Origin of the sequence: Roseovarius gahaiensis (assembly GCF_011601345.1) — a bacterium.
Classification (GTDB): Bacteria; Pseudomonadota; Alphaproteobacteria; order Rhodobacterales; family Rhodobacteraceae; genus Roseovarius; species Roseovarius gahaiensis.
The window spans coordinates 186,232-212,392 of sequence record NZ_JAAORB010000002.1 but is presented as its reverse complement, the minus strand read 5'-3'; the positions used below and the strand labels follow the sequence as shown (position 1 = coordinate 212,392).

The following is a 26,161-nucleotide window of genomic DNA, read 5'->3' as shown; positions in this document are numbered from 1 at the left end:
GCCAAGGCGTTTTCAAACGCCTTGGCACAGACGCACAGGTCAGGCGCCGACGTCGATGATCGCCTTGGCCAGAACCGGCACGGTGTCCTTGTTCAACCCGGCAATGTTGATGCGGCTATCGCCCACCATGTAAATCGCGTGTTCGTCGCGCAGGCGGTCCACCGTTTCAGGTGACAGGCCCAAGCGCGAGAACATGCCGCGATGCTGCGCGATAAAGCCAAACCGGTCGGACCCAGACAGGCGCTGCAATTCGTCTGCCAGCTGTTCACGCAACGCCAACATGCCGGTGCGCACCTCTTCCAGTTCCGCCTGCCAATCGGCGCGTAAATCATCATTGGTCAGCACCAACGACACCAGCCGCGCGCCGTGATCGGGCGGGAAGGAATAGTTCTGCCGGTTCAGATAGGCCAGATTGCCTTGCGTGACGGCGTGCATTCCCTTGTCTTGCGCCACCGCCATCAACAGGCCGGTGCGTTCGCGGTAAATGCCAAAATTCTTTGAACAGCTTGCCGCGATCAGGGTTTCGGGGCAGCCCGATGCGACGGCGCGGGTGGCCTCGGCATCGGCTTGCAGGCCATCGCCAAAGCCCTGATAGGCAATGTCGATCATCGGCGTGGCACCGGTGTCATTCAGCAGGTCGATCACCGCCTTGAACTGCACAAGGTTCAGGTTGGCGCCGGTGGGGTTATGGCAACAGCCATGCAGCAACACCACATCACCGGCCCGGACCTGTGCCAAATCGGCCATCATGCCGTCGACATCGACACCGCCTGTCGCCTCGTCAAAATAGCGATAGGCAATGGTTTCCATACCCAGATGCTTGAGAATGCTCAGGTGGTTGGGCCATGTGGGATCGGACACGAACACCCGTGCCTGCGGATTGGCCATGCGGATCAACTCGAACGCCTGACGCACCGCCCCGGTGCCACCGGGCGTGGCCACGGCGGCCACCTGATCGCGGGCCACGGCATCGCCCAAAACCAAAGCGATCATCGCATCGGCAAAGGCGGGATCCCCGGCAAGGCCGGTATAGGCCTTGGTTGTTTCTTCGTCCCACCAGCGGCGCTCGGCCTCTTTTACCGCGCGCATGATCGGGGTGACGCCTTGGGCGTTTTTGTAAACGCCAACACCAAGGTCGATCTTGGTGTCACGCGGATCGTCGCGATAGGTTTGCATCAGCGCAAGGATCTTGTCCTTGGGTTGGTCTTTGAGATGTTGAAACATCAGTCCTCTCCGGTGGCGACGGGCACAGTGGGGAACGCGCCCCATTCGGTCCACGACCCGTCATAAAGCGCATGGTCGGTCTTACCGATCCGTTCCAGCGCAAGATTGATGATGGCGGCTGTCACGCCCGAGCCGCAGCTGGTGATCGCAGGTTTGCCCAGATCGACGCCCACCTCGTCCAACACCGCGCGCAGCCCATTGGGGCCTTTCATGGTGCCGTCATCGTTCAGCAAACGACGATAGTGGACGTTTTTCGATCCGGGAATATGCCCGCTGCGCAATCCTTCGCGCGGCTCGGGCTCTTCGCCGCGGAAACGACCGGGCGCGCGCGCATCAAGGATGCTGTAATCGCCCAGCTTGGACGCGGCAGAGACCTGCGTGACATCCTTGACCATCTGGTTCTGGCGGCGAACGGTCATATGCCGGTCGCGCACGATGGGCGACATGTCTTCAACCGGGTGTCCCTCGGCCTGCCATTTCGGCAGGCCACCGTCCAGAACGGCGATATTTTCTTGACCCATCAAGCGAAACAGCCACCAGACGCGGGCCGCCGAAAACAAACCTTGCGCATCATAAACGACCACCTGATGACCATCGCCCACACCCATAGAGCGCATGCGCGACATGAATTTTTCAACCGACGGCACCATATGCGGCAAGTCCGAGCGGTGGTCGCTGATATCGTCGATATCAAAAAACCGGGCACCGGGAATATGCGCCGCGTCATATTCGGCACGGGCGTCGCGGCCATCGGCGGGCATGAACCATGTGCCATCCAGCACCCGCAAATCCGGGTCTTTCAGGTGATCGGCCAACCAGCCAGTTGAAACAAGTGTTTTTGGATCGTCATGTGCCATCAGCGTCCCCCGGTTTCGGACGTCAAAGCACTAGCGCGGAGGAACGTTGAGGGCAAGCGCCTCAAGCCAAGATACGCGTTATCTTGCAAGCGCACGACTGATCAAGGCGACCACCACCAGCACAATCGCACCGCCAACCGCACCCGAGGCCGCCTGCCCAATCAGCACCCCGGAGTCGGTGCTACCGGCCGCCTTGGTAATAGCAGCACCGTCCAGAAGGGACAGGGCCTGACCGCCCAGACCACCGCCGACAATCCCGGCAATCGAATTGGCCAGAACCCCAAGGTTAATATTTTTGAAAAGCCCTCCGGCCATGTTGCCGCCAACCGCCCCGGCAATCAGGCTTATAAGCAGTTCCATCGGCATCCCCCCCAAAACAACCAACTGGACCCAAGCCTAGCAAGGCGATGCCCCAAGACAGAAGGGGAATTCACCTATGGCGATCCCCTGCGCTTACCCGTTGTCTTTAAGCAACCGTTGCTTTTGACGGTTCCAATCGCGTTTGGCTGCCGTTTCGCGTTTGTCATGGGCTTTTTTGCCCTTTGCGATCCCGATTTTCATCTTGGCCATGCCACGGTGATTGAAATACAAAACCAAAGGCACCAGCGCCATGCCCTTGCGCTGCGTTTCATTCCACAGCTTGGACATTTCTTTCTTGGATACCAGCAATTTGCGCTTGCGCTTTTCTTCGTGGGCAAAGGTTTTCGCCTGCTCGTAGGGCGCGATGTAGGAATTCACCAACCACAGCTCGCCATCTTCGACGATGGCGTAGCTTTCGGCGATGTTGGCGCCGCCGTTGCGCAGGGATTTCACCTCGGAGCCTTCAAGAATGATGCCGCATTCCAGATCTTCCTCGATCGCGTAATCAAACCGCGCGCGACGGTTTTCGGCGACCACCTTGTAATTCGGGTTATCCTTGGGCTTGGCCATCGGGGGTGTCCTGTATCTGGTCTTGGGCGGCGGGCGCGAAGCGGCAAGATAGACCTTCGGCTGCGCCGATCCAAGGGGGTGCGACTGGAATCGCACGCCACCGGCCATAAAGCCCACCGGATCAAGGCCCGGCGCGCAGGGCCACACCATGCTGAGCCACCGCAGGCATCGGCGCAATGGCTTGGCGCATTCCGCGGCATGGGCTAGGCTTGCGCACAGAAAAGCCGTGCGACAGGAGGGGACGACCCATGAAAATGAACGACGAGCGGATCATCGAAGCCGACCGCGCCACCGTTTGGGCGGCGCTGTTGAACCCCGATGTGCTGAAAGAATGCGTATCCGGCGCCCAAGAGGTAACGGGCAATGCAACCGATGGGTTTGAGGCGACGGTCACCCAAAAGGTCGGGCCGGTGAAAGCCACGTTCAAAGGGGCCGTCACCGTGTCGGACATGGTCGAACACGAACGCCTGACCCTGACCGGCGAAGGCAAGGGCGGGGCTGCCGGATTTGCCAAGGGCGCCGCCGATGTGCGTCTGGAAGAGGTGCCCGAGGGCACCAAGCTGATCTATGATGTCGAGGCCAAAGTCGGCGGAAAGCTGGCACAGCTCGGCAGCCGACTCGTTGACGGTTTCGCCAAGAAAATGGCCGACAAGTTCTTTTCCCGGCTGGAAGAGGTGATCGAGGGCCCGAAAGAAGATGACGACACCGAAGAGGCCGAAAAGAAAGGCTGGCTAAAGCGATTGATCAAGTCGTAGGCACCCGCCTAGTCGCCGATGAGCTTTGCAATACGCTGGCCGATGGCCCGACTGCCCTTGACCGAGGGGTGGATCAGATCAAGCCCATGATAGGATCGGTCGCCATGTGGCACCAGATCGGCCAGCGACACAAAGTGCACACCGCGATCCAGTGCCGCCAAGCGGGCAAGGCGGCGATCCATTTCATCACCATCATCGGTGCAGCCTTCGATGGGCGACCGAACGCCGGGGGTGCGAAGATACCCCACAAAAGCCACCTGTGCACCCGTTTGGCGCAGCTTTGAGACAAAGCCCGGAATGCGCCCCCGCGTGCCATCCTCAGAGATCAGGCGACTGATCCGGCGATCGCACGGCCCACAGCCACAGCCCATCCAGATGTCGTTGCCACCGCCGTTCAGCACGACCCAATCCCAATCACCGGGCCGATATTGCTTGGTAATGTTCAGGCCCAGACTGCCTGAAACAGGCAAGGCATAAAGATACCGCGCCCCCGACACAGACCTGTCGATCACCGGCTCGCGCAGTTCCTGTTCAATCGCATGGGAAACGCCCATACCTTTCAAACTGTGCGTGGCCATCAGCGAATCGCCCAGCAACAAAATCCGCGCCTGCTGGTCCCGGGTCACAGGCTCGGTACAGGCGGTCAGCGTGAGCAGGGCGGCAAATGCGGCAAGGCGTCGGATCATGACAGCAGCGTTCTTTCGGTCAAGCGAGAGCACTAGACTATCACAGGGGATCGTGACCGAGTCCAGCGTTGGCGGATTTCAGCCTGGAAACAGTTTGATCACGGGCCCAGAACGATCAGTCATGCATCAGCGCACAACCGGGGCTGCGCATCTGCGCCTTGGACCATACCAGCCTTTCACCTAGTTTACCGGAAAATAACGAGGCACAGCATGACATCCACCCCCATCGTAGATGTAAGGGATCTGCGCAAGGTTTATGACGACGGGTTCGAGGCACTGAAAGGTGTGAACCTGTCAATTCGGTCCGGCGAGATTCTGGCGCTGCTTGGCCCCAACGGCGCGGGCAAGACGACGCTGATCTCAACGCTCTGCGGCATCACCAGCCCCACGGGCGGGCATGCGCTTGTGGGCGGGCATGATATTATCACCGGCTACCGCGGGGCGCGGGCCATGATCGGTTTGGTTCCGCAAGAGGTGGCGCTTGAGCCGTTCGAGAAGGTGATCAACACAGTCCGGTTTTCGCGCGGGCTGTTTGGCCAATCCCGGAACGAGGCCTTGGTGGAACAAGTTTTGCGGCAACTGTCACTGTGGGACAAACGGCATAACAAGCTCAAGGAATTGTCGGGCGGCATGAAACGCCGTGTGCTGATCGCCAAGGCCTTGGTGCACGAACCCAAGGTGCTGTTTCTGGACGAGCCGACCGCCGGGGTAGATGTGGAGCTGCGTCGTGACATGTGGCAGGTGGTCGAAGGGCTGCGCGCTCAGGGCGTAACCATCATTCTGACCACCCATTATATCGAAGAGGCCGAGGCCATCGCTGACCGCATCGCCGTGATCAACAAGGGCGAGATCCTGTTGGTCGAGGACAAGGCCGCGCTGATGCAGCGCATGGCACACAAGACATTGCGGATTGATCTGGCTGATCCGATCCACGCGGTGCCGGACAGCTTGCACGACTATGGGTTGGAACTGGCGCCGGACGGCCGATCCGTTACCTATCATTACGACACACAAGGCGGAAATGGCACCGGCATCACCCGGTTGATACAATCACTGGCCGCCGAAGGGCTACATCTGCGCGACATCCACACGCAGCAATCCAGCCTAGAAGAAATATTCGTCGGGCTGGTCAAGGAGGGCGCGGAATGAACCTATATGCGATCAGGGCGATTTACGTTTTCGAAATGAAACGCTTTTTCCGCACCCTTATGGAAAGCCTGCTGTCGCCGGTGATCTCGACCTCGCTTTACTTCGTGGTGTTCGGCTCGGCCATTGGCAGCCGTATCGACCAGGTCGAAGGGGTCACCTATGGCGCATTCATCGTGCCGGGGCTGATCATGCTCAGCGTGATGACCCAAGCGATCAGCAATGCCAGTTTCGGCATTTATTTCCCGAAATTCATCGGCACGGTTTACGAGCTTCTGTCAGCGCCTGTGAACTTTTTTGAAATCGTTCTGGGCTATGTTGGCGCGGCGGCCACCAAATCCTTGATGATCGGCGTGGTGATCCTGCTGACAGCCGGGTTTTTCGTGGATATGGATATTCAGCACCCTTGGGCGATGCTGGCCTTTCTGGTGCTGACCTGCCTGTCGTTTTCGCTGTTCGGGTTCATCATCGGGATATGGGCCGAAAATTTTCAGCAACTGCAAATCATCCCACTGCTGGTGATCACGCCTTTGGTGTTTCTGGGTGGCTCGTTCTACTCGATCTCGATGCTGCCGCCGCTTTGGCAAACGCTGACGCTGTTTAATCCGGTCGTTTACCTGATTTCAGGGTTTCGCTGGTCGTTCTTTGGGCAGGCGGATGTGCCTGTTGGCCTTAGCCTGCTGGCGATTGCCGGGTTTACAGGTATTTGCCTTGCACTGGTGTGGCTGATTTTCCGCACCGGCTATCGGATCAAGGAATGATTGATCCGTATGGCGTGACTTATTTGCCCGTGTTTCCCGACTTTTTCTAAACTTGGTGAAATGGCCATGGCCTGCCGTCTTGTTTGTAGGGGGCGGGCATTCTACATCAAAGCTATGAAAATTCGTATTCCGTACCTTAGCCGCCTGTTCGAACGCGGCCCCTTGGTGGCCGTCATCCGGCTGAACGGCGCGATCGGTGCCGGTGGCCGCGCGCAATTGAATGACGAGGCTATGGCCCCTGTCATCGAAAAGGCATTCAAGCGCGGCAAACCCAAAGCCGTTGCCTTGCTGATCAACTCCCCCGGAGGGTCACCTGTGCAATCGTCGTTGATCGCGGCGCGTATTCGGCGGCTGGCGGATGAAAAAGATATCCCCGTTCACGCCTTCGTGGAAGATGTCGCCGCCTCGGGCGGGTATTGGCTGGCCAGTGCCGCCGATGACATCTGGACCGATGAAGCGTCGATCGTCGGGTCGATCGGCGTAATCTCGGCCGGGTTTGGCGCGCATGTTTTGTTGTCGCGGCAAGGCGTGGAACGGCGGGTCTATACCTCGGGAAAATCAAAAAGCTTCCTTGACCCGTTCCTGCCGGAAAAGCCCGAGGACATCGACCGCCTGACTGGACTTTTGGAACAGATGCACGACGTATTCGAACGCCAAGTCAAATCCCGTCGGGGCGACAAACTGGCGAAAGACGACGCGCTTTTCACCGGGGAGTTCTGGCTGGGCCACCGCGCGGTCGAGTTGGGGCTGACCGATGGTATTGGCCATCTGACACCCAAGATGAAAGACATCTACGGCGACAAAGTGCGCTTTGCACAATATGGCCGCAAGCGTGGTCTGTTCCAACGGTTTGGCATGGCCTTGGCCCAAGACACGATAACCACCATCGAAGAACGCGCCGCCTATGCGCGGTTCGGGCTTTGACATGATCGTAAAAATCGTCGTTCTATTCCTCGTATTCATGGGCGTCATGGCGATGTTCGGCAAACTGCGCTTTCCCGGACAACAAAAGCTGGCCTCGGCTAAATGTCCCAAATGCGGGCGATTCCGGATCGGGAAAGGCCCCTGTAGCTGCACGAAAGGCAAGCGCAAATGATGCCATGGATCTTGTCCGCCCTTGGCCTTTTGATCCTTTTGCTGGCCGGGGATGCACTGGTCAAAGGCGCGGTGAACCTGAGTTTGCGGGTCGGCATTCCAGCGCTGATCGTCAGCCTGACAATCGTAGCCTTCGGCACTTCGGCCCCCGAACTTCTGATTTCCATCAACGCCGTTCTGCTTGATAAGCCGGGGCTGGCCCTTGGCAATGTCGTAGGCTCGAACACGGCCAATATCCTGCTGGTCCTTGGTATTCCGGCGCTTTTGTTTGGGCTTCATACAAGCGGCTGCGAAACGCGCAAAACCTATGTTTTCATGCTGGTCGGGTCGGTGTTGTTCATCGGGCTGGCCTTTTTGGGTGAATTCACGCTGGTGTCGGGCCTGATTTTGCTGGCCGCTTTGGCGTTCGTTCTGACAGATTCGCTGCTTGAAGCGCGCAACCACCGACGCGAAACTACGGCGTTGGCGCTGCTGGACGCGCAAGACGGCGAAGACATCGAAGGTGCCGACCCGGATATGCCGTGGTGGCAGATCATCGTCTTTCTCGTGCTTGGGCTTATCGGCCTTCCGCTTGGCGCTGATCTTTTGGTCGACAACGCGTCGATCATCGCGCGGCAATACGGGGTCAGCGATACGGTGATCGGGCTGACGCTGGTGGCGCTTGGCACCTCTTTGCCGGAACTAGCGACCACCGTAATGGCCGCGCTGCGCCGACAGGCGGATGTGGCGCTTGGCAATGTCATCGGGTCGAACATGTTCAACCTGCTGGCCATTATCGGGGTGACCACGCTTGTTGGGCCAATCCCGGTCGACCCCGGATTCCTGCAATTTGATCTTTGGGTCATGCTGGGTGCATCGCTGTTGATCATCCCGTTTGTCTTTTTCAAACAGGATATCGGGCGTATTTGGGGTGTGATCTTGACCGGCCTATATCTGGCCTATGTCTTGATCGTGCTTTCATAAACGGGGACAGAACACATGACACGGGCATTGGTAACCGGCGCTGGTAAACGTCTGGGGCGCGCTATGGCGCTGGAACTGGCGCGCCGCGGCTTTGACGTGGGAGTGCATTACGCCACCAGCGAGGATGAGGCCAAGGCCGTCGCAGCCGAAATTCGTAGCATGGGCCAACGTGCCGAAGTTTTGCAAGCCGACCTTCTGGACGAAGACCAAGTGCGGGCGCTTCTGCCCAAGGCGGCCGAGGCCCTTGGCGGCCCGGTCACCTGCCTGATCAACAACGCCTCGATCTTTGAATATGACAACATCCAGTCTGCCACGCGCGAAAGCTGGGACCGGCACATGGAAAGCAATCTGCGCGCACCTTTTGTTCTGACGCAGGCACTGGCGGCGCAAATCCCCGATGCGGCCCGCTGCGAGATGGATGAACCCTTGGCGCAGGGGCTGGTCGTCAACATGATCGACCAAAGGGTGCGCAAGCTGACCCCCGAATTCATGACTTACACGGTGGCCAAGATGGGCCTTTGGGCCTTTACCCAAACCGCAGCCCAAGCGCTTGCGCCGCACGTCCGCGTCAACGCCATCGGGCCGGGGCCAACCTTGCAGGGTCACCGCCAAACCGACAGCCATTTTCAACGGCAACGGCAGGCGACCGTCCTGAACCGGGGCGCGAATGCCAGCGATATCGTCGCGGCGCTGGCTTATTTTTTGGAGGCCCCAGCAGTGACCGGGCAGCTTTTGTGCGTCGATGGCGGCCAACATCTGGCATGGCAAACACCCGATGTGCTTGGGGTGGAGTGAGCCGATTACCGTAAAGTTGTGCACCTGTCGCAACTTCGTTACTGAAACGTTACAAAAAGCTGTTTGTTTTCAATATTTTGCGGGCGGTTAACAAATTTATTGTTTGTTTTCAATAGACTAAAATATCGCCTAAAAATTAAGCAAATCAAGGAACCCACGTAGAAACAAGGGAATTTTGCCGTTCCCTGAAACTTGCCCCCACACTTATCCACAGGAATCGGGGACAGCTTTTCTCTTGCCCCAAGTCCGATAAGATTGCAGCGACGACCAAGAATCATATCTGAAAGTATATGCCCGAGCAGCCAACGGATAACGCGCCTAAAACCGGCCATCAGGTGATCCACGATTACCTGCGCACCCTGGATTCATCCCCCGGGGTTTACCGCATGCTCGATGCGCAGGCGCGCGTGCTTTATGTTGGAAAAGCGCGCAATTTACGCGCCCGGGTGTCCACCTATGCCCGGCCTGCTGGCCACACGCCGCGGATCGCCCGGATGATCAGCGAAACCGCAAGCATGATGTTTTTGACAACGCGTACCGAAACCGAGGCGCTGTTGCTGGAACAGAACCTGATCAAGCAACTGAAACCGCGCTACAATGTGCTTTTGCGCGACGACAAAAGCTTTCCGAACATTCTGGTCACCGCGCATGATTACCCGATGATCAAGAAACACCGTGGCGCGAAAAAAGAGAAAGGCCAGTATTACGGTCCGTTCGCCAGCGCGGGTGCGGTCAACCGGACCTTGGCCCAATTACAAAGGGTGTTTCAGCTACGAAATTGCACCGACACACAGTTCGAGACGCGCACGCGCCCCTGCCTGCAATACCAGATCAAACGCTGCACCGCCCCTTGCGTGGGGTATATCAGCAAGGCCGACTACGCGGCGGCGGTCAAGGATGCACAGCGGTATCTCTCGGGCCGCTCAACCGAGATACAGGACAAACTGAAAACCGAGATGGCCGAAGCCTCGGACGCCATGGAATTCGAGCGCGCCGCCGCCCTGCGCGACCGGATCAAGGCGCTGACGCAGGTGCAAACAGCCCAAGGCATCAATCCCCGCACCGTCACCGAGGCCGATGTTCTGGCGCTGCATCTGGAAAAAGGGCAAGCCTGCGTGCAGGTGTTTTTCATCCGTGCCGGGCAAAACTGGGGCAACCGCGATTTTTATCCCCGCGTCGGCGCAGATGTGGAAGAACCCGAGGTGCTGGAGGCCTTTATCGGGCAGTTCTATGACACCAAGGAACCGGCCCGGCAACTGATCCTGTCGCATGGCATCGAAAACGCCGATCTGATGACCGAGGCGCTGAGCGAAAAACTGGGCCGCAAGGTTGAATTGCTGGTGCCACAGCGCGGTGAAAAAGCCGAGCTGGTGGACGCGGCCCTGCGCAATGCCCGCGAAAGCCTTGCACGCAAGATGTCGGAAACCGCCACGCAGGGCAAATTGCTCAATGGGCTGGCCGAAGCCTTTGGCCTGCCCAAAGTGCCGCAGCGGATCGAGGTGTATGACAACAGCCATATTCAAGGCGCACATGCCGTCGGCGCGATGATCGTAGCCGGCCCCGAAGGGATGGAAAAAAACCACTATCGCAAGTTCAACATCCGTGGGGATGATCTGACCCCCGGCGATGATTTCGGAATGATGAAAGAGGTGCTGAAACGGCGTTTTAAGCGGTTGCTGAAAGAAGACCCGGACCGCGCGCATGGCCAGTGGCCCGACCTGTTGCTGATCGACGGCGGCGCGGGGCAGGTCAGCGCCGTGGCGCAGATCATGCGCGAAATGGGTGTCGAGGATATCCCGATGGTGGGCGTGGCCAAGGGTGTAGACCGCGATCACGGCAAAGAGGAATTCCACCGGACCGGCCAGCGTCCCATGGCGCTGCGCCACAATGACCCCGTGCTGTATTTCATCCAACGCCTGCGCGACGAGGCGCACCGCTTTGCCATCGGCACGCACCGCGCCAAGCGCTCCAAGGCCGTGGGGGCCACCCCGCTGGACGAGGTGCCGGGCGTGGGCGCGGCGCGCAAGCGTGCCCTACTGGCCCATTTCGGCAGCGCCAAGGCGATCAGCCGCGCCAATCTGGCCGATCTCAAGGCGGTGGATGGCGTATCCGAAGGCTTGGCGCAAAAGGTCTACGACTTTTTCCATGAGAAGGGCTGAGCGAGCGCTTACTTGCCCCCATGCCTTTAGCGTCTGACAGGCAGGCGCACCATCGCCCGCCCCGGCGTGATACCGGGTCGCCTTGCGTCATGGGCGCAGCTATCGCCATCGAAGGCGGTGCAGACCCAGCCGTCATAATCCCTTGGCAGCAGCCCACGATCAGCGCCACACCGAGTCGCACAACGCCCAAGCCGCCGCACCACATCTTCTTATGGCAACAAGATTGGGGATACCCCGCTGATGCAGATGCGTGGCACCAGACGGCTTGGTGCGGACGATCAGTGTTTATAGCTTCAAGACGGGCTAAATAACCGGTCTTTCAAGCCTTTTTGCGCGCGCAGGCGATAGCCGTATTCAGCTCATGCTCTGTCTTTCCACGGCGGGCAATCCGGGCTAGAACGGGGCCATGATCTGGACGGTGCCCAATATTCTGACGGTTTTGCGGCTTCTGGCGGCACCTGGTGTCGCGGTGATGTTTTTGTATTTCCATCGCCCATGGGCGGATTGGTTCGCGTTGACACTGTTCATCAGCGCCGCGATTACCGACTGGTTTGATGGCTACCTTGCAAGAGCTTGGAAACAAACAACAAAACTGGGCACGATGCTGGACCCGATTGCTGACAAAGCGATGGTTGTGATCGCCTTGATGGTGATTGTCGGATATTCCAGCATGTCACCTTGGTTGGTTTTACCCGCGACCGTGATTTTATTCCGCGAGGTGTTTGTCAGCGGATTGCGCGAATTTTTGGGCGATACTGCGGGCTTGTTAAAGGTCACAAAGTTGGCCAAATGGAAAACCACCGCGCAAATGGTTGCGATTGCTGTGCTTTTTGCCCAAGGCGTGTTTGAACACTATTTCGGAGCGCAAACGTTTGGTGCGGTCGCACTGGGCCATGTGGGGCTGTGGCTGCTATGGATCGCTGCCGCACTGACATTGATGACAGGCTACGATTACCTACATAAAGCAAGGCCATATCTGAAGGAATAAACCATGGACGTGCTGTATTTTGCATGGGTGCGGGAACGGGTCGGGCGGCCGAAAGATAAACTTGAGACCGACGCAGAAACCGTGCGCGACTTGGTGAACGAACTACGTGAAAAAGAAGAACGCTACGCCGCCGCCTTTGCCGATCTGGACGCCCTGCGGGTGGCTGTCGATCAGGAATTGACCGATTTTGATGCGCCATTGAAAAACGCCCGAGAAGTCGCGTTTTTCCCGCCGATGACAGGGGGTTAACTATGGATATCCGCGTTCAGGAACAGCCCTTTGATCTGGGGGCCGAGGCCAACGCCTTTGCCGCCAAACAAACAGGCATGGGGGCGTTGGTCACGTTTACCGGCATCGTGCGCGACCTTGCCGAGGGTGATCTGGACACCATGGAGATCGAGCATTATCCCGGCATGACCGAAAAAGCGATTGAGACAATCGCGAACGAAGCGCTAAGCCGTTGGACGCTTGGCGATATTCTGGTCATCCATCGCTATGGAAAACTACACGCCGATGAGGTGATCATGATGGTCGCCACCGCTGCCCGACACCGGGCCGATGCGTTCCAAGGCGCTGAATTTCTTATGGACTTCCTGAAATCCCGCGCGCCGTTCTGGAAAAAAGAAGTCAGCGGCACAGCGACCGATTGGGTGGCCGCCAAGGACGAGGATGAAGACGCGCTGAGCCGCTGGTAAGATGCGGGCGTTTTGTGCGACATTCGCGAAACGCCCCCCCATCTGACGTAGGGTTCCAATTGCCCCTGACATGAATTTCGCCAAGCTTCCCGCTGGAAAGTCCGTAGCGTGAGGCAAGTATGAACGACATCATCCAAAGCTATATCGAAACCCTGACCCCAAAGGCGCGGGGCACGATCAAGGGCACTGCCAAACTGGTGATCACCGACGCCGGTAGCGTGATGCTGGACGATACCGGCGCGCGAGCGGGCAACGAAGACGCCGACGTGGTCCTGATTGCCAGTGACGAGGTGTTCCGCAATATCCTGTCGGGCGAGCAAAACCCGGTGATGGCATTCATGTCTAGCAAGCTGAAAGTTGAAGGCAACACGCAGCGCGCGTTGAAAGTGAGCAGCATTTTGACGGGGTGAGGGATTGGGGCAAAAGACAAAGCCCTGATCCGCGCGACAGCCGATTTCTTGAAAAGAAATCGAACCGGAAACTTGAAAAGTTTCCGGCGTTCCGAGCAGGTCGGCACAGGCGTGTCTGACCTCGCGCGCTGCTGCCTCTGGACAGGAGCGCCGCGCAGGTGCAACAGTTTGATCAAATTCCCGACTCACGGATCAAACGGAGCTGCACGATGAAAGACGACAATTTCCTGCGCGAGATGAACGCCAAGCACCTTTGGCATCCGATGGGCCATCCCGGTGAGGCGCGCGAAAATGCGCCCCGCATCATCAAGGGGGCCGAGGGCGTCGAGATTATCGACATAGATGGGCATCGTGCGGTGGATGCCGTGGGCGGGCTTTGGTGTGTGAACCTTGGCTATTCCAACGATGCGGTGAAACAGGCGATTTCCGATCAGCTTTGGGAACTGCCGTATTATTCGGCCTTTGCTGGCACCAGCAACCCGACAGCAATCGAAGCCTCTTACGCGGTGCAGGAGTTTTTCGCCGAAGACGGCATGGTGCGCAGTTTCTTTACCAGTGGCGGATCAGATAGCGTGGACACCGCGCTGCGGCTTGCGCGGCAGTATCACCGCCTGCGTGGGGAACCCACACGCACCAAGTTCCTGAGCCTGAAAAAGGGCTATCACGGCACGCATTTTGGCGGGGCTAGCGTGAACGGCAACAACCGGTTCCGCATCAATTACGAGCCGCTTTTGCCGGGCTGTTATCACCTGCCCAGCCCCTACACCTATCGCAACCCGTTCGACACCATCGACCCCGAAATGCTGGCCCGCAAAATCGCCGCAGCCGCGGTGGACGAGATCGAATTTCAAGATCCCAGCACCATCGCGGCCTTCATAATGGAGCCGATCCAAGGCGCGGGCGGGGTGATCGTGCCTGACGCCAGCTTTATGAAACTGATGCGCGAAGTTTGTGACAAATACGGTATCTTGATGATCTCGGACGAGGTGATCACCGGCTTTGGGCGCACCGGCGACTGGTCGGGCGCGCGGCATTGGGGCGTAAAGCCCGACATGATGACCTGTGCCAAAGGCATCACCAGCGGTTATTTCCCGGTGGGGGCGGTCATGATTGGCGAAACCGTGGCTGATGTGTTCGAAAACTCGGGGCCCGAAGGCGCAATTTGGCACGGCTATACCTATTCAGCGCATCCGGTGGGGGCAGCGGCGGTTGTGGCCTGCCTGTCAGAAACCTTGCGGCTGGATACGAAAACCAACGCGGCGGCACGCGGTCAGCAATTGTATGACGGGGTGTGCGACCTGGCCGCCAAGCATGACATCATCGGTGATGTGCGCGGCGGTCATGGCCTGATGACCGGGATCGAGATTGTCAGCGACCGCGATGCCAAGACCCCGATGGATGCCGCCACGATGAAGCGCATTCACCAGACAGCTTACGAAAGCGGCGCAATGGTGCGTCTTGGGGGCCATAACATCCTGATGTCCCCACCCTTGACCATCACCGAGGCCGAGGTGAACCAGATCATCACCGCACTAGACAAAGGATTTGCCGCAGCCTGATCGGCGCGGCGCATCCGACACCACATGCGCGCCCTGTTATAAGGGCGCGCATTGTGGCTTCGGATCAGCTAAAGCGTTTCCAAGCGTTCTGCATGGCTTCGCTCATGGACTCCCACGCCTTGTCGGCACCGGCCTTCACGTCGTTCCAAGCAGCGCTTTGGGCATCCTGAAGCTTCTCTAGCTCGTCCTGCATTGCATCCCGGCGCTTTTTCAGATCGTCAATCTGTTCCTGATATTCGATTTTCGCATCAGCCTGTGCGCCTTGCGCCTTGGCTTGAAGCTTGTCAATTTCGGCCTTCCACTCGTCCAGCTTGGCGTTAAGCTTGTTCTGATAGGCTTGTTTATCGTCCATTGGTCGCTCCTTCAGGTCTGTTGATACCGTAAGGCAAAGGTAAGAAGCCTTGGTCTTTGGTTCAACATGTCAGTCAAAGCCGGGCATTGGGCGACGGCCTGAGCCGATAAAAAAGGGCCGACGCGTCAAACGCCGGCCCCTGTTTTCATAGTCTGTGAAGGTTAGTGGAACTTCTTGATTTCACCCGCCTTCAGACGCTCAAGATAGCTGTGCAGTTCGCGCCGAACGATAGGCATCAGGAAATAGAGCCCCAACACGTTGACCACCGCCATCGCAAAAATCGCCGCATCCGAAAAATCGATCACCGGGCCAAGATTGGCCGAGGCCCCGATCACCACAAAGATGCAGAAAATCACCTTGAACACGATCTCTTTGTTCTTGCCCTCGCCAAACAGGTAGGTCCACGCCTTGAGCCCGTAATAAGACCAGCTGATCATCGTCGAGAAGGCAAACAGAACAACCGCCAGTGCCAGCACGTAGGGGAACCAGCCAAACGCGCTTGCAAACGCCGCCGAGGTCAGGCTGACCCCCGAGGTGCCATCCGCAGTCTGGATCATACCCGACTCGCCAACCAGATAAAGGCCGGTCTCAGGATCGGTCAAAAGCTGCCCCGAAATGATGATGACCAATGCGGTCATGGTGCAGATCACCACCGTGTCAATAAACGGCTCAAGCAGTGAAACGAAACCTTCGGTGATCGGTTCCTTGGTGCGCACCGCCGAGTGGGCGATGGCCGCCGACCCGACGCCTGCCTCGTTCGAAAACGCGGCCCGCTTGAAGCCTTGGATCAGCGCGCCAACCATGCCGCCGGCAACGCCAAGACCGGTGAACGCGCCCTGAAAAATCTGTCCAAACGCCCAGCGGATCATATCGGCGTTCATGATGATGATGACCAGAGCGGCCAACACATAGGTCACGCCCATGAACGGCACGACCTTTTCGGTGACGCGCGCAATGGATTTCAGGCCGCCGACGATGACCGCGAACACCACCAACGCAAAGATCACGCCGGTGATCCAGCCGGGATAATCGCCGACGATACCGCTGATCTGCTGATGCGCCTGATTGGCCTGGAACATGTTACCGCCGCCAAGCGCGCCAAGGATACAGAAGATCGAGAACATGACCGCCAGAATCTTGCCGCCCGGCAAACCGCGTTCGGCAAAACCCTTGGTCAGGTAATACATCGGGCCACCTGAAACGGTGCCGTCTTCATATTCGTTACGGTATTTCACACCCAGCGTACATTCGGTGAACTTGGTGGCCATCCCCATCAGGCCCGCAAGGATCATCCAGAACGTGGCCCCTGGCCCGCCGATGCCGACAGCCACCGCGACCCCGGCAATATTGCCAAGACCCACCGTGCCTGACAGCGCCGTGGCAAGTGCCTGAAAATGGCTGACCTCGCCTGCGTCATTGGGATCGGAATAGTCGCCCTTGACCAGTGATATCGCATGCCCAAACGCGCGGAACTGAATGAACACGAAATAGATGGTAAAGACCGTGGCGGCGATGACCAGCCACGCCACGATCCAAGGAAAGGACGTGCCGGGAAAGGGGCTGAAGATAAAGCTGACGAACCAGCCGGTTGAGTTGGCAAAGATTTGGTTGACGGTTTCGTCAACGGATTGGGCAAATGCCGGCGCTGCGCCTGTCAGGCAAAGGCCGGCGGCGGCACCGGCCGCGCGTGAAATTGTGCGATACATGGAATGTTCCCTGCTGTTCTATGGCATTTACGGCACGATGGTGCATGGCACCGGGGCCGTTTGCACAAGTGCGCTTGCGACCGATCCAAAAACCCGCGCGCCCCAGGCCGAATGGCCGTTGCGCCCGATAAAGATCTGGCCAGCCTCGTTTTCCTTGGCGATATCGCACAGCACTTCGGCGATGCGACCGTAACGAATGACGCTTTCGATCTCGGCGCCTTTGCCCGACGCCGCCTTGACAACCGGGGCCATCAACGCGGTTTCAGCGCGCTCCAACTCTTCGCGGCGGCGTTTGTGACGCTCTTCCAGTTCGTTGGGCGTCAGGAAGGAATAGGGCGACCATTCCAGAACATGCGCAATCAACACGCTGCCCCCTTGCGCCGCAGCGCGATCAATTGCGAATTCCAGCGCGCGTTGCGCGGCCTCGCTGCCGTCATAGCCGACGACGAATTTTCCAGACATTTGTGAACCCCCTCGTTCTGTTGTTCTCCGCGGCGCAGAAAATGCGCGACGGAATGACGCATACTAGCACAGGTTGAGTGTGCGTTTTTCCCAAAATATTGTGGACTCTGGCCAATATGGTCGGATTTTTCGCCGATCAAGCACAAAAACACCTGCACATACCGCGCATGGCAGTCTTATCGCCACTCCAAGCGCTTAATCATAAGGCACAGCCTTGTGAATGCCGCAACAGATCCGCCCCAGCATTGAAATCGGATGGCATTTCGGCCCATATGGCCGGGCAACCCAAGGAGGCGCGCTATGGACATTCGCCAGATCACACCGGATTACGCGGTCAGCCCGCAGATCAAGGCCCAAGACATTCCCGACATCAAGGCCGCCGGGTTTCGCTCGATCATGTGCAACCGCCCCGATGGCGAGGAGTTCGGGCAACCCGACTTCGACGCCATTGCCAAAGCCGCGCAGGATGCCGGGCTAGAGGTGCGCTGTGTGCCGATCGTGTCAGGCATGGTCACACCGCAAGCTGCACAAGACTTCGCCACAGCGCTGGATCAGATGCCCAAGCCGATGCTGGCCTATTGCCGATCCGGCACGCGCTGCACGATGCTTTGGTCCATCGTCAATCATGGCGAATTAAGCGGTGAGGATATTGTCGCCGCCACGCGAAACGCAGGCTATGACATGGCTGGACTGGTTCGTCAGTTGGATCGGGGCTAAGCCATGACGAAATGGATCCTCATGGGCCGTGACGGCACCGGGGTGGTGGCCTATGCCATGCAAGGCCCAACTCTGATCCGCAGCGCCCACGGCCCCGATGAGGCTGGCGCGCTGGCGCATCTGGCCTTTGATGCGGCCAGAACGATACATGTCGGCGACGGCGCGCCAGATACGCTGCCCTGCACCATCCTACCCGAAAGCTGCACACGACTCCCCGCCCTGACCCAAACCAACCCGCCCGATGTGATCGGCGCATGGGTGCGCGTCTGGATTGCCGGGGCACTGGCAAATCGGTCAAACTGGGATGGCGTGATCTGCGTAACGCAAGGCGATGTGCGCCACTGGATTCATGTCAGCGCAGGCGAAGCTGTCAGCTGCCAAAGCACACTGACACCGCAATTAACCACAGCCCTTGAGGGCATAACGCCGCCGGATGCCAACGCGGTGGCCGATAGCCTCAGCCGCCCCGAACGGCTGGCCGCGCATCTGCGCGCGGCGCAGGTCACGGGCAACTGCCCGGCGATCACCGGCCACCTGATCGGGGCCGAATTGGCAGCAGCCCGGCCTTATTGGCTGGGCCAACAGGTCATCCTCGTCGCGCCTGAAGGCGACGCCTCGGGGATCGCGTCTGCGCTTTCGGATCAGGGCGTACCGGTGGAAACCCACGCGCCAGAACATCTTCTGCCCGCCGGATTGTCCAAGCTCGCAGCGGCCTTCAATCTGACCTCCTAGCCCTTCTTCTGTTCAAAAATATCCCGGGGAGTTTGAGGGGCAGCGCCCCTCATATAAACAAATCTGCGCGCCGAAGGCGCCCCTTTTTTCAACCCTTTGTGCGACACGGTCCAAAGACCGCCGCCAGCGCCAGCAGCACACCCGAGAAGGTGGCGATCATACCAGCCGCACTGACAGCATGTGTGCCGCCCAACCAGATCGGTCCATAGCCCGCCAGCACGTAGCCCAGCAGCGCAGACAAGGCGGCAAAGCCCATGCTCCACCACACCTGCCGCTCCAGCCGGTTGGTCATCAGCCGGGCCGCAGCAGGCGGGCAGATGAACATCGCAATCACGATGATCGACCCCACCGCATCAAACGCGGCCACAGCGGCGATGGCGGACATCGCCACAAGCAAAAGGCCGATCCCGCGCACGGGCAAGCCAAGAGTTTGCGCGAAACCTTCGTCAAACGTGGACAGTTTCAGCGGCCGCCAAAGCAGTGCAGTCAGCGTGGCCATTCCAACCAGAACCACGGCCATACGCGGCAATTCCGACGGCACGCCCTGCAAGGCTTTTGGATCGGTAAGCGAACCCCAACCAGCGGCCTCCAGCCAGATCAGACTTTCCAGATTGCCATAAAGCGCGTGTTGCACATCCAGATGCACGCTTGAGGTATCGCTGAGCTCAAGCAGCAAAACACCACCAGCGAACATCGTGGTAAAAACCACGCCCATGGCGGCCCCCGGCTCAATCCCGCCAAGGCGGCGGATGACCTCGATCAGCAAAACAGCGATCAGCGCCGCGCCCCCCGCCCCCAACATCATCGGCCATGTGGCCACAACGCCGGTCAGCAGGAAAGCCACGACTATACCCGGCAGCACGACATGGCTGATCGCGTCACTGATCAAAGCCTGACGACGCAACAGCAAAAAATTGCCCGGCAGCGCGCAGGCCATCGCGGACAGCGTGCCGATCAGCATCGGCGGCAAAGACAGGGCGACGAATTCAGCGCCCATCACGCGCGCACATTGTGGCGGCGCATGGCCACGGCCAGCACCCCACGCCGGGGCGCCGCCAAAAGCGATAGGGTAAATACGCCAGCGGCCACCAGCACGATGACCGGCCCGGTGGGCAGGCCCGGCGCGGTGGCCGAAATCGCCGCCCCGCCATAGCCCGACACCGCGCCGATCACCCCGGCCAATGCGATGACACCGCCCGCCCGATCCGTCCAGAACCTTGCGGCGGCCGGTGGTATGATCAGCAGCGCCACGATCAGGATCAGCCCGACAACTTTCAGCCCCACCACGGTGATCGCCATCGCCAAGACCATCATTGCCATCTCAACCCGCCGGACGTTTACCCCCTGTGTGGTGGCATAGCCGGGATCGAACGCCACCATCAGCATCGGGCGGCGCAACAAAAACGCCAGCGCCAACACCAGCGCCCCACCCAACGCAATGATCAGCGCATCGGCACGCAACATTCCGGCGGTCGCGCCCAGAAGGAAGGTCTCAAGCCCCGCCTGACGACCCGCGCCCAGCGTCTGGATCACCGTCAGAAGCACCACGCCCGCGCCGAAGAACACCGATAGGACCGCCCCGATCGCCGCATCTTCGGTCAACCGGGTTCGGGCGGTCAGCCAACTGACGCACACAAGGCCCACCCCAGCCGAGAGCGCGGCCCCCAACAACAGCCCCGGCAGCGCGCGACCATCGCCTCCCAGCGCGACCATGGTCAAAAAGGCCAGCGCGATACCGGGCAATGTGGCGTGGCTGACCGCATCGCTGACCAGCGCGCGTTTGGCCAAAAACAGGAACGTTCCAACAGCACCCGAGGCAGCCCCCAGAAGGCCTGCGCCAATCGCCACAAGCGTGGCGTTGTAACCAAGTTGTAAGGTCAGGGCGTCAATCAGCATGGGCGGCACATTGGGCTGACGTGCGAGGGGCCAGCCCCTCGCGCTCCCCGGGATATTTTTGAACAGAAGAAGGCAGAGGGATCACGACCCTGCCCCCGGCAGCGTTGCGGCCAGCCGCCCACCATACGTGATGTGCAGGTTGGCATTGGTAAAGGTGGTCAAGACCGGGCCTTCGGCAATCTGGTGACGGTTGAGTAGCAGCACACGCTCAAAATAAGTGGACACGGTAGAAAGATCGTGATGCACGGCCACGATGCTGCGCCCTTCGGATTTCAGCGATTTGAGCACGTCGATGATGGCCTTTTCGGTGGCGGCGTCGACCCCGGCCAAGGGTTCGTCAAGCAGGTAGAGATCCGCACCCTGCGCCAAGGCACGCGCGAGGAACACACGCTGCTGCTGCCCACCCGAGAGCTGGCCGATCTGGCGCGTGGCGAACCCCTCCATACCGACGCGCGACAGGCAGGCCATGGCGGCATCGCGGTGGCGGGCACGGACCCGGCCCAGCAGGCCAAGTTGACGGTAGAGACCCATCAGCACCACATCAAGCACCCGCGTGGGAAAATCCCAATCAACGCTGGCGCGCTGTGGCACATAGGCGATGCGATAGCGTTGGCGCGACAAGGGCCTGCCCCAGCAAGTGACCCTGCCGGATACGGGCCGCACGATGCCAAGCGCGGATTTCAACAAGGTGGACTTGCCCGCCCCGTTGGGGCCGATGATGGCGGTCATCTGCCCCGGTTGAAACGTTGCGTCCACGGCTTCGATGGCGGGGCTATCGCCATAGGCGACTGTCAGACCACGCAGGGCCAAGGGGCTGTCGGCAAGGTCAACCGGTTCAGGATCAATAGCTTGGGTGGCGTCCAGCATCATCCTAGAAGCCTTCGCGCAGCTTGCCATCCATGCCGCGCGGCGGCACTTGCCCGCCAAGGGCCGCGGTGATGGTGGTGGCGTTGTGATCAATCATGCCCATATACGTGCCTTCGTAGGTTTCGGGCGGGCCCATCGCATCGGAATAAAGCTCGCCTCCGATCTGCACCTTGTGGCCACGTGCAGCGGCACCTTCGACCAGCGCGCGAATGTTGCGATCCGAGACCGAGGTTTCGACGAACACCGCGCGGATCCGGCGGCGAACCAGAAGATCGACCAAGCTGCGGATCCGGCTAAGCCCAGCCTCGGATTCGGTTGAAATGCCTTGGATTCCCATAACCTCGAACCCGTAAGCGCGGCCAAAATACCCAAAGGCATCATGCGCTGTCAGCAACACGCGCGATGCTTCGGGGACAGTCGCCAGAACCCCGGCAACATAGGTGCCAAGGCGATCCAGCTTCGCAAGATAGGCATCAGCGTTGGCCGCAAACAGATCGGCGCGGTCGGGGGCGGCGGTGATCAGCGCATCACGCACCGCGCGCACCACATGCGCCCACAGATCGGGCACCATCCAGACATGCGGATCAAATTTGCCGCTGTAATCCTCATGGGCGATCAGGCTGTCGCGCGGCACCGCCTCGCCCACGGCAACGACCTGGACGCGATTGGACAATTTCAGCAACACGTCCTGCATCTGGGCCTCAAGATACAAGCCGTGCCACAAGACCAGATCGGCCCGGGTCAGCGCGACGATATCACTGCGCGTCTGGCGGTAGGAATGCGGATCGATGCCGGGGCCCATCAGGGCCTGCACCTGAACCTCGGCGCCACCAACGACACGGGCAGCATCAGCAATCATTCCGGTGGTGGCGACCACAACCAGCGGTGCGGATTGCGCGCGGATCGGGCTGGCGGCCACCAGCGCAGCGCTTGAGGCCATAGCCAGAACGCCACGTCGGGTGAGGGGTTTGGCATCCGATGTCATCATGACGCGCAATATGTGGCCGGGGATAGCGAGAGTCAATGCAATTGCGAACTATTCGCATTTGCATTTATATATGCGCTGTGCTTGCCATGAATAAAGCGCCGTGCGACGTTGGGGGGCGACTTTCCACCCTTCATCCGGACATATCTATGCAAAGCCTTGGACAGGATAACGTCAGCCACCTGCCGCAAGCGATGATGCCGCGCAATGACGGGATCGGTCTTCATCTTGGCTGGCTGAAATCACTGCGCGTGAACCCTGCCGCCGTGCATGAGCGGGCCAACGCCCTGCCAGGCCTACGCCGCCTACCCGCTGAGGATAGGGCGCAATGGCTGTGCCGTGCCATTGCCTGCATGGACCTGACCACCCTGTCGGGCGATGACACCGCTAACCGGGTGCGCCGTTTATGCACCAAGGCGCGCCAGCCGCTGCGTCCCGATCTGGCGCAGGCCCTTGGGCAAGAGGCGCTGACCGTCGCAGCGATTTGCGTCTATCACGAGATGATCGAACCGGCGCGCACGGCACTGGAGGGGTCTGGCATTCCGGTGGCCGCCGTCTCGACCGGGTTTCCGGCGGGCCTGTCACCATTTCACCTACGCGTGGCCGAGATCGAGGAAAGCGTGAGCGCCGGCGCGCAGGAAATCGACATCGTAATTTCGCGCCGCCACGTGCTGGAAGGCAATTGGAAGGCGCTTTACGATGAGCTGCGGACGTTCCGCGACGCCTGTGGCCCGGCGCATATGAAGGCAATTCTAGCCACCGGCGAATTGGGCGATCTGCGCAATGTGGCGCGGGCCTCGCTGGTGGCGATGATGGCGGGCACGGATTTCATCAAGACCTCGACCGGAAAAGAGCCTGTGAACGCGACGCTGCCGGTTGGGTTGGTCATGCTGCGGATGATCCGCGCCTATCATGCGCGCACGGGTTTTCAAGTTGGCATGAAACCGGCGGGTGGCATTTCACGCGCCAAAGATGCGCTGACATGGCTGATCATGGTGCATGAAGAATTGGGCATGCCATGGCTCTCGCCCGCGCTGTTCCGCTTTGGTGCGTCGTCGCTGTTGAGCGATATCGAGCAAGAGTTGGACCGCATGGTAAGCGGCCATGGGTCGGTCGGGTGGCGCCATGCGATGGGCTGACGCGCCGGAGTGCGGCGGCAGGGTTTCAACGAGTCAAATCGGGATAAAAACATGACCGAACACCAAAGTGATCCGGTGCTGCGCTATGGCCCCGCCCCCGAAAGCGCGGCAGATGCGTTGGCGTGGCTGGTGGATCAGGGCGACCGTTTCGGACAGTTCATCGGTGGCACGTTCACCCCACCGGGCGACGGGCCAGACAGCCGAAACCCCGCCACGGGCGAGGTGCTGGCCACACTGACACAAGCCCGGCAAAGCGATGTCGATGCGGCCTTGGCCGCAGCGCATAAAGCACAGGATGCGTGGGCTGATCTGGGCGGCATGGGCCGTGCGCGCCATCTGCGGGCCACGGCCCGAACGGTGCAAGACAACGCGCGACTGTTAAGCGTGATGGAAGTGCTGGACAGCGGCCAACCTCTGCGCAGGGTGCGGGATGTTACCTTGCCACTGGTCCAGCGGCAGTTCGAGTATCACGCAGGGCTGGCCCATGCGATGCCACGCATGTTTCCGGATCGGACTGCACAAGGCATCTGCGCCCTGATCATCGGCGACACTGCGCCACTGGCCACACTGGCGGCTCGGCTGGCCCCGGCGCTGGCGGCCGGGAATACCGTGGTCGTCAAGCCCTGCGATAAGACCACGTTAAGCGCGCTCCTGCTGGCCGATCTGTGCCACGCTGCGGGGCTGCCCAGCGGGGTAATCAATATCATCACCGGCGATGCGCGCGTGGGCGACATGCTGGCCCAGCATGAAGGTGTGGACATGGTCGCCTTTGAAGGGCCAACCGATGCGGGGCGGTCCATCCGGCAACTGACCGCAGGACACGGCAAAACCGTGACGCTGGAATTGGACGATACGCCGCCGATCCTTGTGTTCGACGATGCCGATCTCGACTCGGCCATCGAAGGTATCGTTGATGGTATGACGCGCGACGGCGGCATCGGCAGGGCGCGCCTGCTGATACAGGAAAGCGCGGCCCGTCAGACACTTGAGGCGCTGCGCATCCGGATAACACGGCTACGGGTGGGCAATCCGTTGGATGCCAACACCGATATCGGCGCCCTGACCGATCCGGCGTGGCGCGACCATTTGGCGGCATTGGTGCAACGCGCGGGCGGTCAGGTGTTTGCGCCGGATATGGACCTTCCGGACACCGGTGCCTTTTATCCGCCAACCCTGATTTCCGGGCTGTCCCCCGCCGATCCGGCGATGCAAGCGGCCTTTCCCGGACCAGTGGTGGTCTCCGACACGTTCCGCACACAGGCCGAAGCCGTGCAAATGGCCAATGCCACAGGGTGTGGCCGCACCGCCATGATCTGGACCGAGGATATCAGCCGCGCCCTGACCGTCGCGCCGCAATTGATGGCCAGCCTTGTGACCCTGAACGGGACCACCGTGATGGACCCTAAGTTGCCGGTGGATAGCTTGCGCGACAGCGGCACCGGCGTGATCGGCGGGTGCGCGGGCCTGATGGCCTATACACGGCGCACCGGGCCACGTGATCACCACCCCGGTCGTGACGCGCAGGATACTCCGGCGCGCATTGCCCTGCCCACATCACTTGATGCAGCGATCAAAGCGGCGCATGGGGCGGTGGGCTGGCGCAGACTTGACGGCACCGCGCGGGCCCAAGCCCTGAACCAAGTTGCCGAGGCCCTTTTGCAACACCAAACAGATCTGACGCAACATGTCAGCGCCCAAGAAGTGCAGGCCAGCGCCGATCAAATCTTCACATTCGCCGCCCTTGCCGAGACACGTCACGCGCCCCCTGCGCCGAGCCGGACCTTGACACTGCACGACCCGCTTGGCGTTATCGGTATGCTTTACAGCAAAGACGCAAAACCGCTGTTGTCACTGATGACTGCCCTCGGCGCGGTTCTGGCATCGGGGAACTGCACTGTGGTGGCCCTATCGAAACGCGGCCCAGACCTGTGCAAGCCGGTTGCGCGGGTGCTGGGCGAGGCCGGGCTGCCAGCCGGGGCTGTAGCTCTGATGCATGCTGATCTTGACGATCTGGCCACACCCATCGCCGGGCACATGGGCATTGACGCGATTTGGAACCTGTCCAGCCCGGATTTGACCGGACGGATCGAACATGCAAGCGCTGGCAATTTCAAACGGGTTTTCACCGCCTATGGCCCATGCGACGCGGAACATTGCATTCAAGACATGCTGACTGCGGCCAGCCGGATCAAATCCGTGCACCTGCCAGACCTGCCCTGACACAACGACGTGCACCAAACAAGAATGCCCGGCACGGCTAGGCCTACCGGACATTGCAAGTT

The 26,161-nt window shown here is 59.9% G+C and carries 27 protein-coding genes and 1 pseudogene; 16 read left to right on the top strand and 12 right to left on the bottom strand.

Going from position 1 to position 26,161, the window contains the following annotated elements:
- Nucleotides 1-39 precede the first annotated feature (39 nt).
- From HAT86_RS02265 to smpB, 4 genes are all read right to left on the bottom strand, one after another.
- Entirely contained in the window at nucleotides 40-1,224 is a 1,185-nt protein-coding gene (locus HAT86_RS02265; RefSeq protein WP_167192959.1) for an amino acid aminotransferase, read from the bottom strand.
- On the bottom strand, nucleotides 1,224-2,081 hold the full coding sequence (gene sseA, locus HAT86_RS02260; RefSeq protein ID WP_167192958.1) for a 3-mercaptopyruvate sulfurtransferase: 858 nt from the start codon (nucleotides 2,079-2,081) through the stop codon (nucleotides 1,224-1,226). Before sseA ends, HAT86_RS02265 begins: the two co-directional genes overlap by 1 nt.
- A gap of 78 nt (nucleotides 2,082-2,159) precedes the next feature.
- Nucleotides 2,160-2,441, bottom strand: coding sequence for a hypothetical protein (locus tag HAT86_RS02255; RefSeq protein ID WP_196780474.1), 282 nt, complete (start codon nucleotides 2,439-2,441; stop codon nucleotides 2,160-2,162).
- 93 nt (nucleotides 2,442-2,534) lie between these two features.
- Nucleotides 2,535-3,011 carry an SsrA-binding protein SmpB gene (gene smpB / locus HAT86_RS02250; RefSeq protein WP_167193012.1) on the bottom strand — a complete coding sequence of 159 codons (477 nt, stop codon included), beginning with the start codon at nucleotides 3,009-3,011 and terminating at the stop codon, nucleotides 2,535-2,537.
- 248 nt (nucleotides 3,012-3,259) lie between these two features.
- On the opposite strand from smpB, the gene HAT86_RS02245 reads away from it, so the two are divergent.
- Complete coding sequence (locus HAT86_RS02245; protein ID WP_167192956.1) at nucleotides 3,260-3,766, top strand: CoxG family protein; 507 nt, start codon at nucleotides 3,260-3,262, stop codon at nucleotides 3,764-3,766.
- Nucleotides 3,767-3,774: 8 nt separating this feature from the next.
- Here the strand turns inward: HAT86_RS02245 and HAT86_RS02240 are convergent, their stop codons facing one another.
- Nucleotides 3,775-4,452, bottom strand: coding sequence for an SGNH/GDSL hydrolase family protein (locus tag HAT86_RS02240; protein WP_167192955.1), 678 nt, complete (start codon nucleotides 4,450-4,452; stop codon nucleotides 3,775-3,777).
- A 210-nt stretch (nucleotides 4,453-4,662) separates the two neighbouring features.
- Between HAT86_RS02240 and HAT86_RS02235 the strand changes: the two genes are divergently transcribed.
- The 11 genes from HAT86_RS02235 to HAT86_RS02180 all read left to right on the top strand — a co-directional run bounded on the left by HAT86_RS02235 (nucleotide 4,663) and on the right by HAT86_RS02180 (nucleotide 15,023).
- Nucleotides 4,663-5,601 carry an ABC transporter ATP-binding protein gene (locus tag HAT86_RS02235; RefSeq protein ID WP_167192954.1) on the top strand — a complete coding sequence of 313 codons (939 nt, stop codon included), beginning with the start codon at nucleotides 4,663-4,665 and terminating at the stop codon, nucleotides 5,599-5,601.
- Nucleotides 5,598-6,359: an ABC transporter permease gene (locus HAT86_RS02230; RefSeq protein ID WP_167192953.1), complete on the top strand. Its 762-nt coding sequence runs from the start codon at nucleotides 5,598-5,600 to the stop codon at nucleotides 6,357-6,359. Before HAT86_RS02235 ends, HAT86_RS02230 begins: the two co-directional genes overlap by 4 nt.
- A gap of 114 nt (nucleotides 6,360-6,473) precedes the next feature.
- Nucleotides 6,474-7,283, top strand: a complete 810-nt coding sequence (locus tag HAT86_RS02225) for a S49 family peptidase (RefSeq protein ID WP_167192952.1) — start codon at nucleotides 6,474-6,476, stop codon at nucleotides 7,281-7,283.
- 168 nt (nucleotides 7,284-7,451) lie between these two features.
- A complete protein-coding gene (locus HAT86_RS02215) occupies nucleotides 7,452-8,417 on the top strand; it encodes a calcium/sodium antiporter (protein ID WP_167192950.1) in 966 nt (321 codons plus the stop codon).
- A 15-nt stretch (nucleotides 8,418-8,432) separates the two neighbouring features.
- Entirely contained in the window at nucleotides 8,433-9,212 is a 780-nt protein-coding gene (locus HAT86_RS02210) for an SDR family oxidoreductase (RefSeq protein ID WP_167192949.1), read from the top strand.
- A 290-nt stretch (nucleotides 9,213-9,502) separates the two neighbouring features.
- Nucleotides 9,503-11,371, top strand: coding sequence for an excinuclease ABC subunit UvrC (uvrC, locus tag HAT86_RS02205; RefSeq protein WP_167192948.1), 1,869 nt, complete (start codon nucleotides 9,503-9,505; stop codon nucleotides 11,369-11,371).
- A gap of 406 nt (nucleotides 11,372-11,777) precedes the next feature.
- Nucleotides 11,778-12,359, top strand: a complete 582-nt coding sequence (gene pgsA / locus HAT86_RS02200; RefSeq protein WP_167192947.1) for a CDP-diacylglycerol--glycerol-3-phosphate 3-phosphatidyltransferase — start codon at nucleotides 11,778-11,780, stop codon at nucleotides 12,357-12,359.
- A 3-nt stretch (nucleotides 12,360-12,362) separates the two neighbouring features.
- Nucleotides 12,363-12,608 carry a molybdopterin converting factor subunit 1 gene (gene moaD, locus HAT86_RS02195; RefSeq protein WP_167192946.1) on the top strand — a complete coding sequence of 82 codons (246 nt, stop codon included), beginning with the start codon at nucleotides 12,363-12,365 and terminating at the stop codon, nucleotides 12,606-12,608.
- A gap of 2 nt (nucleotides 12,609-12,610) precedes the next feature.
- Nucleotides 12,611-13,054 (top strand): molybdenum cofactor biosynthesis protein MoaE, encoded by a 444-nt coding sequence (locus tag HAT86_RS02190; RefSeq protein WP_167192945.1) that lies wholly within the window; start codon nucleotides 12,611-12,613, stop codon nucleotides 13,052-13,054.
- A gap of 119 nt (nucleotides 13,055-13,173) precedes the next feature.
- The gene (locus tag HAT86_RS02185) at nucleotides 13,174-13,464 is read left to right on the top strand and encodes an SCP2 sterol-binding domain-containing protein (RefSeq protein ID WP_167192944.1); all 291 of its coding nucleotides are present in this window, start codon (nucleotides 13,174-13,176) and stop codon (nucleotides 13,462-13,464) included.
- Nucleotides 13,465-13,673: 209 nt separating this feature from the next.
- Complete coding sequence (locus tag HAT86_RS02180; protein ID WP_167192943.1) at nucleotides 13,674-15,023, top strand: aminotransferase class III-fold pyridoxal phosphate-dependent enzyme; 1,350 nt, start codon at nucleotides 13,674-13,676, stop codon at nucleotides 15,021-15,023.
- A gap of 64 nt (nucleotides 15,024-15,087) precedes the next feature.
- Here HAT86_RS02180 and HAT86_RS02175 read toward each other — a convergent pair whose 3' ends face one another.
- From HAT86_RS02175 to HAT86_RS02165, 3 genes are all read right to left on the bottom strand, one after another.
- Nucleotides 15,088-15,375: a sll1863 family stress response protein gene (locus tag HAT86_RS02175; protein ID WP_167192942.1), complete on the bottom strand. Its 288-nt coding sequence runs from the start codon at nucleotides 15,373-15,375 to the stop codon at nucleotides 15,088-15,090.
- A 161-nt stretch (nucleotides 15,376-15,536) separates the two neighbouring features.
- Nucleotides 15,537-17,081 (bottom strand): alanine/glycine:cation symporter family protein, encoded by a 1,545-nt coding sequence (locus HAT86_RS02170; protein WP_167192941.1) that lies wholly within the window; start codon nucleotides 17,079-17,081, stop codon nucleotides 15,537-15,539.
- Nucleotides 17,082-17,108: 27 nt separating this feature from the next.
- Nucleotides 17,109-17,543 (bottom strand): universal stress protein, encoded by a 435-nt coding sequence (locus tag HAT86_RS02165; protein ID WP_167192940.1) that lies wholly within the window; start codon nucleotides 17,541-17,543, stop codon nucleotides 17,109-17,111.
- A gap of 300 nt (nucleotides 17,544-17,843) precedes the next feature.
- On the opposite strand from HAT86_RS02165, the gene HAT86_RS02160 reads away from it, so the two are divergent.
- Together HAT86_RS02160 and HAT86_RS02155 are read left to right on the top strand one after the other, a co-directional pair.
- The gene (locus HAT86_RS02160) at nucleotides 17,844-18,260 is read left to right on the top strand and encodes a TIGR01244 family sulfur transferase (protein ID WP_167192939.1); all 417 of its coding nucleotides are present in this window, start codon (nucleotides 17,844-17,846) and stop codon (nucleotides 18,258-18,260) included.
- Between the two features lie 3 nt (nucleotides 18,261-18,263).
- Nucleotides 18,264-18,992: a 2-dehydro-3-deoxygalactonokinase gene (locus tag HAT86_RS02155; protein ID WP_167192938.1), complete on the top strand. Its 729-nt coding sequence runs from the start codon at nucleotides 18,264-18,266 to the stop codon at nucleotides 18,990-18,992.
- Between the two features lie 88 nt (nucleotides 18,993-19,080).
- Here HAT86_RS02155 and HAT86_RS02150 read toward each other — a convergent pair whose 3' ends face one another.
- The 4 genes and pseudogenes from HAT86_RS02150 to HAT86_RS02135 form a co-directional block, all read right to left on the bottom strand.
- Nucleotides 19,081-19,992 (bottom strand): metal ABC transporter permease, encoded by a 912-nt coding sequence (locus HAT86_RS02150; protein ID WP_167192937.1) that lies wholly within the window; start codon nucleotides 19,990-19,992, stop codon nucleotides 19,081-19,083.
- A 17-nt stretch (nucleotides 19,993-20,009) separates the two neighbouring features.
- A pseudogene (locus tag HAT86_RS02145) lies at nucleotides 20,010-20,888 on the bottom strand (metal ABC transporter permease); the annotation flags it as partial.
- 81 nt (nucleotides 20,889-20,969) lie between these two features.
- Nucleotides 20,970-21,755: a metal ABC transporter ATP-binding protein gene (locus HAT86_RS02140; protein ID WP_167193010.1), complete on the bottom strand. Its 786-nt coding sequence runs from the start codon at nucleotides 21,753-21,755 to the stop codon at nucleotides 20,970-20,972.
- Nucleotides 21,756-21,759: 4 nt separating this feature from the next.
- Complete coding sequence (locus tag HAT86_RS02135; RefSeq protein WP_408014983.1) at nucleotides 21,760-22,743, bottom strand: metal ABC transporter solute-binding protein, Zn/Mn family; 984 nt, start codon at nucleotides 22,741-22,743, stop codon at nucleotides 21,760-21,762.
- Between the two features lie 146 nt (nucleotides 22,744-22,889).
- Between HAT86_RS02135 and deoC the strand changes: the two genes are divergently transcribed.
- On the top strand, nucleotides 22,890-23,879 hold the full coding sequence (gene deoC, locus HAT86_RS02130) for a deoxyribose-phosphate aldolase (RefSeq protein WP_167192935.1): 990 nt from the start codon (nucleotides 22,890-22,892) through the stop codon (nucleotides 23,877-23,879).
- Between the two features lie 51 nt (nucleotides 23,880-23,930).
- Nucleotides 23,931-26,099: an aldehyde dehydrogenase family protein gene (locus HAT86_RS02125; protein ID WP_167192934.1), complete on the top strand. Its 2,169-nt coding sequence runs from the start codon at nucleotides 23,931-23,933 to the stop codon at nucleotides 26,097-26,099.
- The last annotated feature ends 62 nt before the right edge of the window (nucleotides 26,100-26,161 follow it).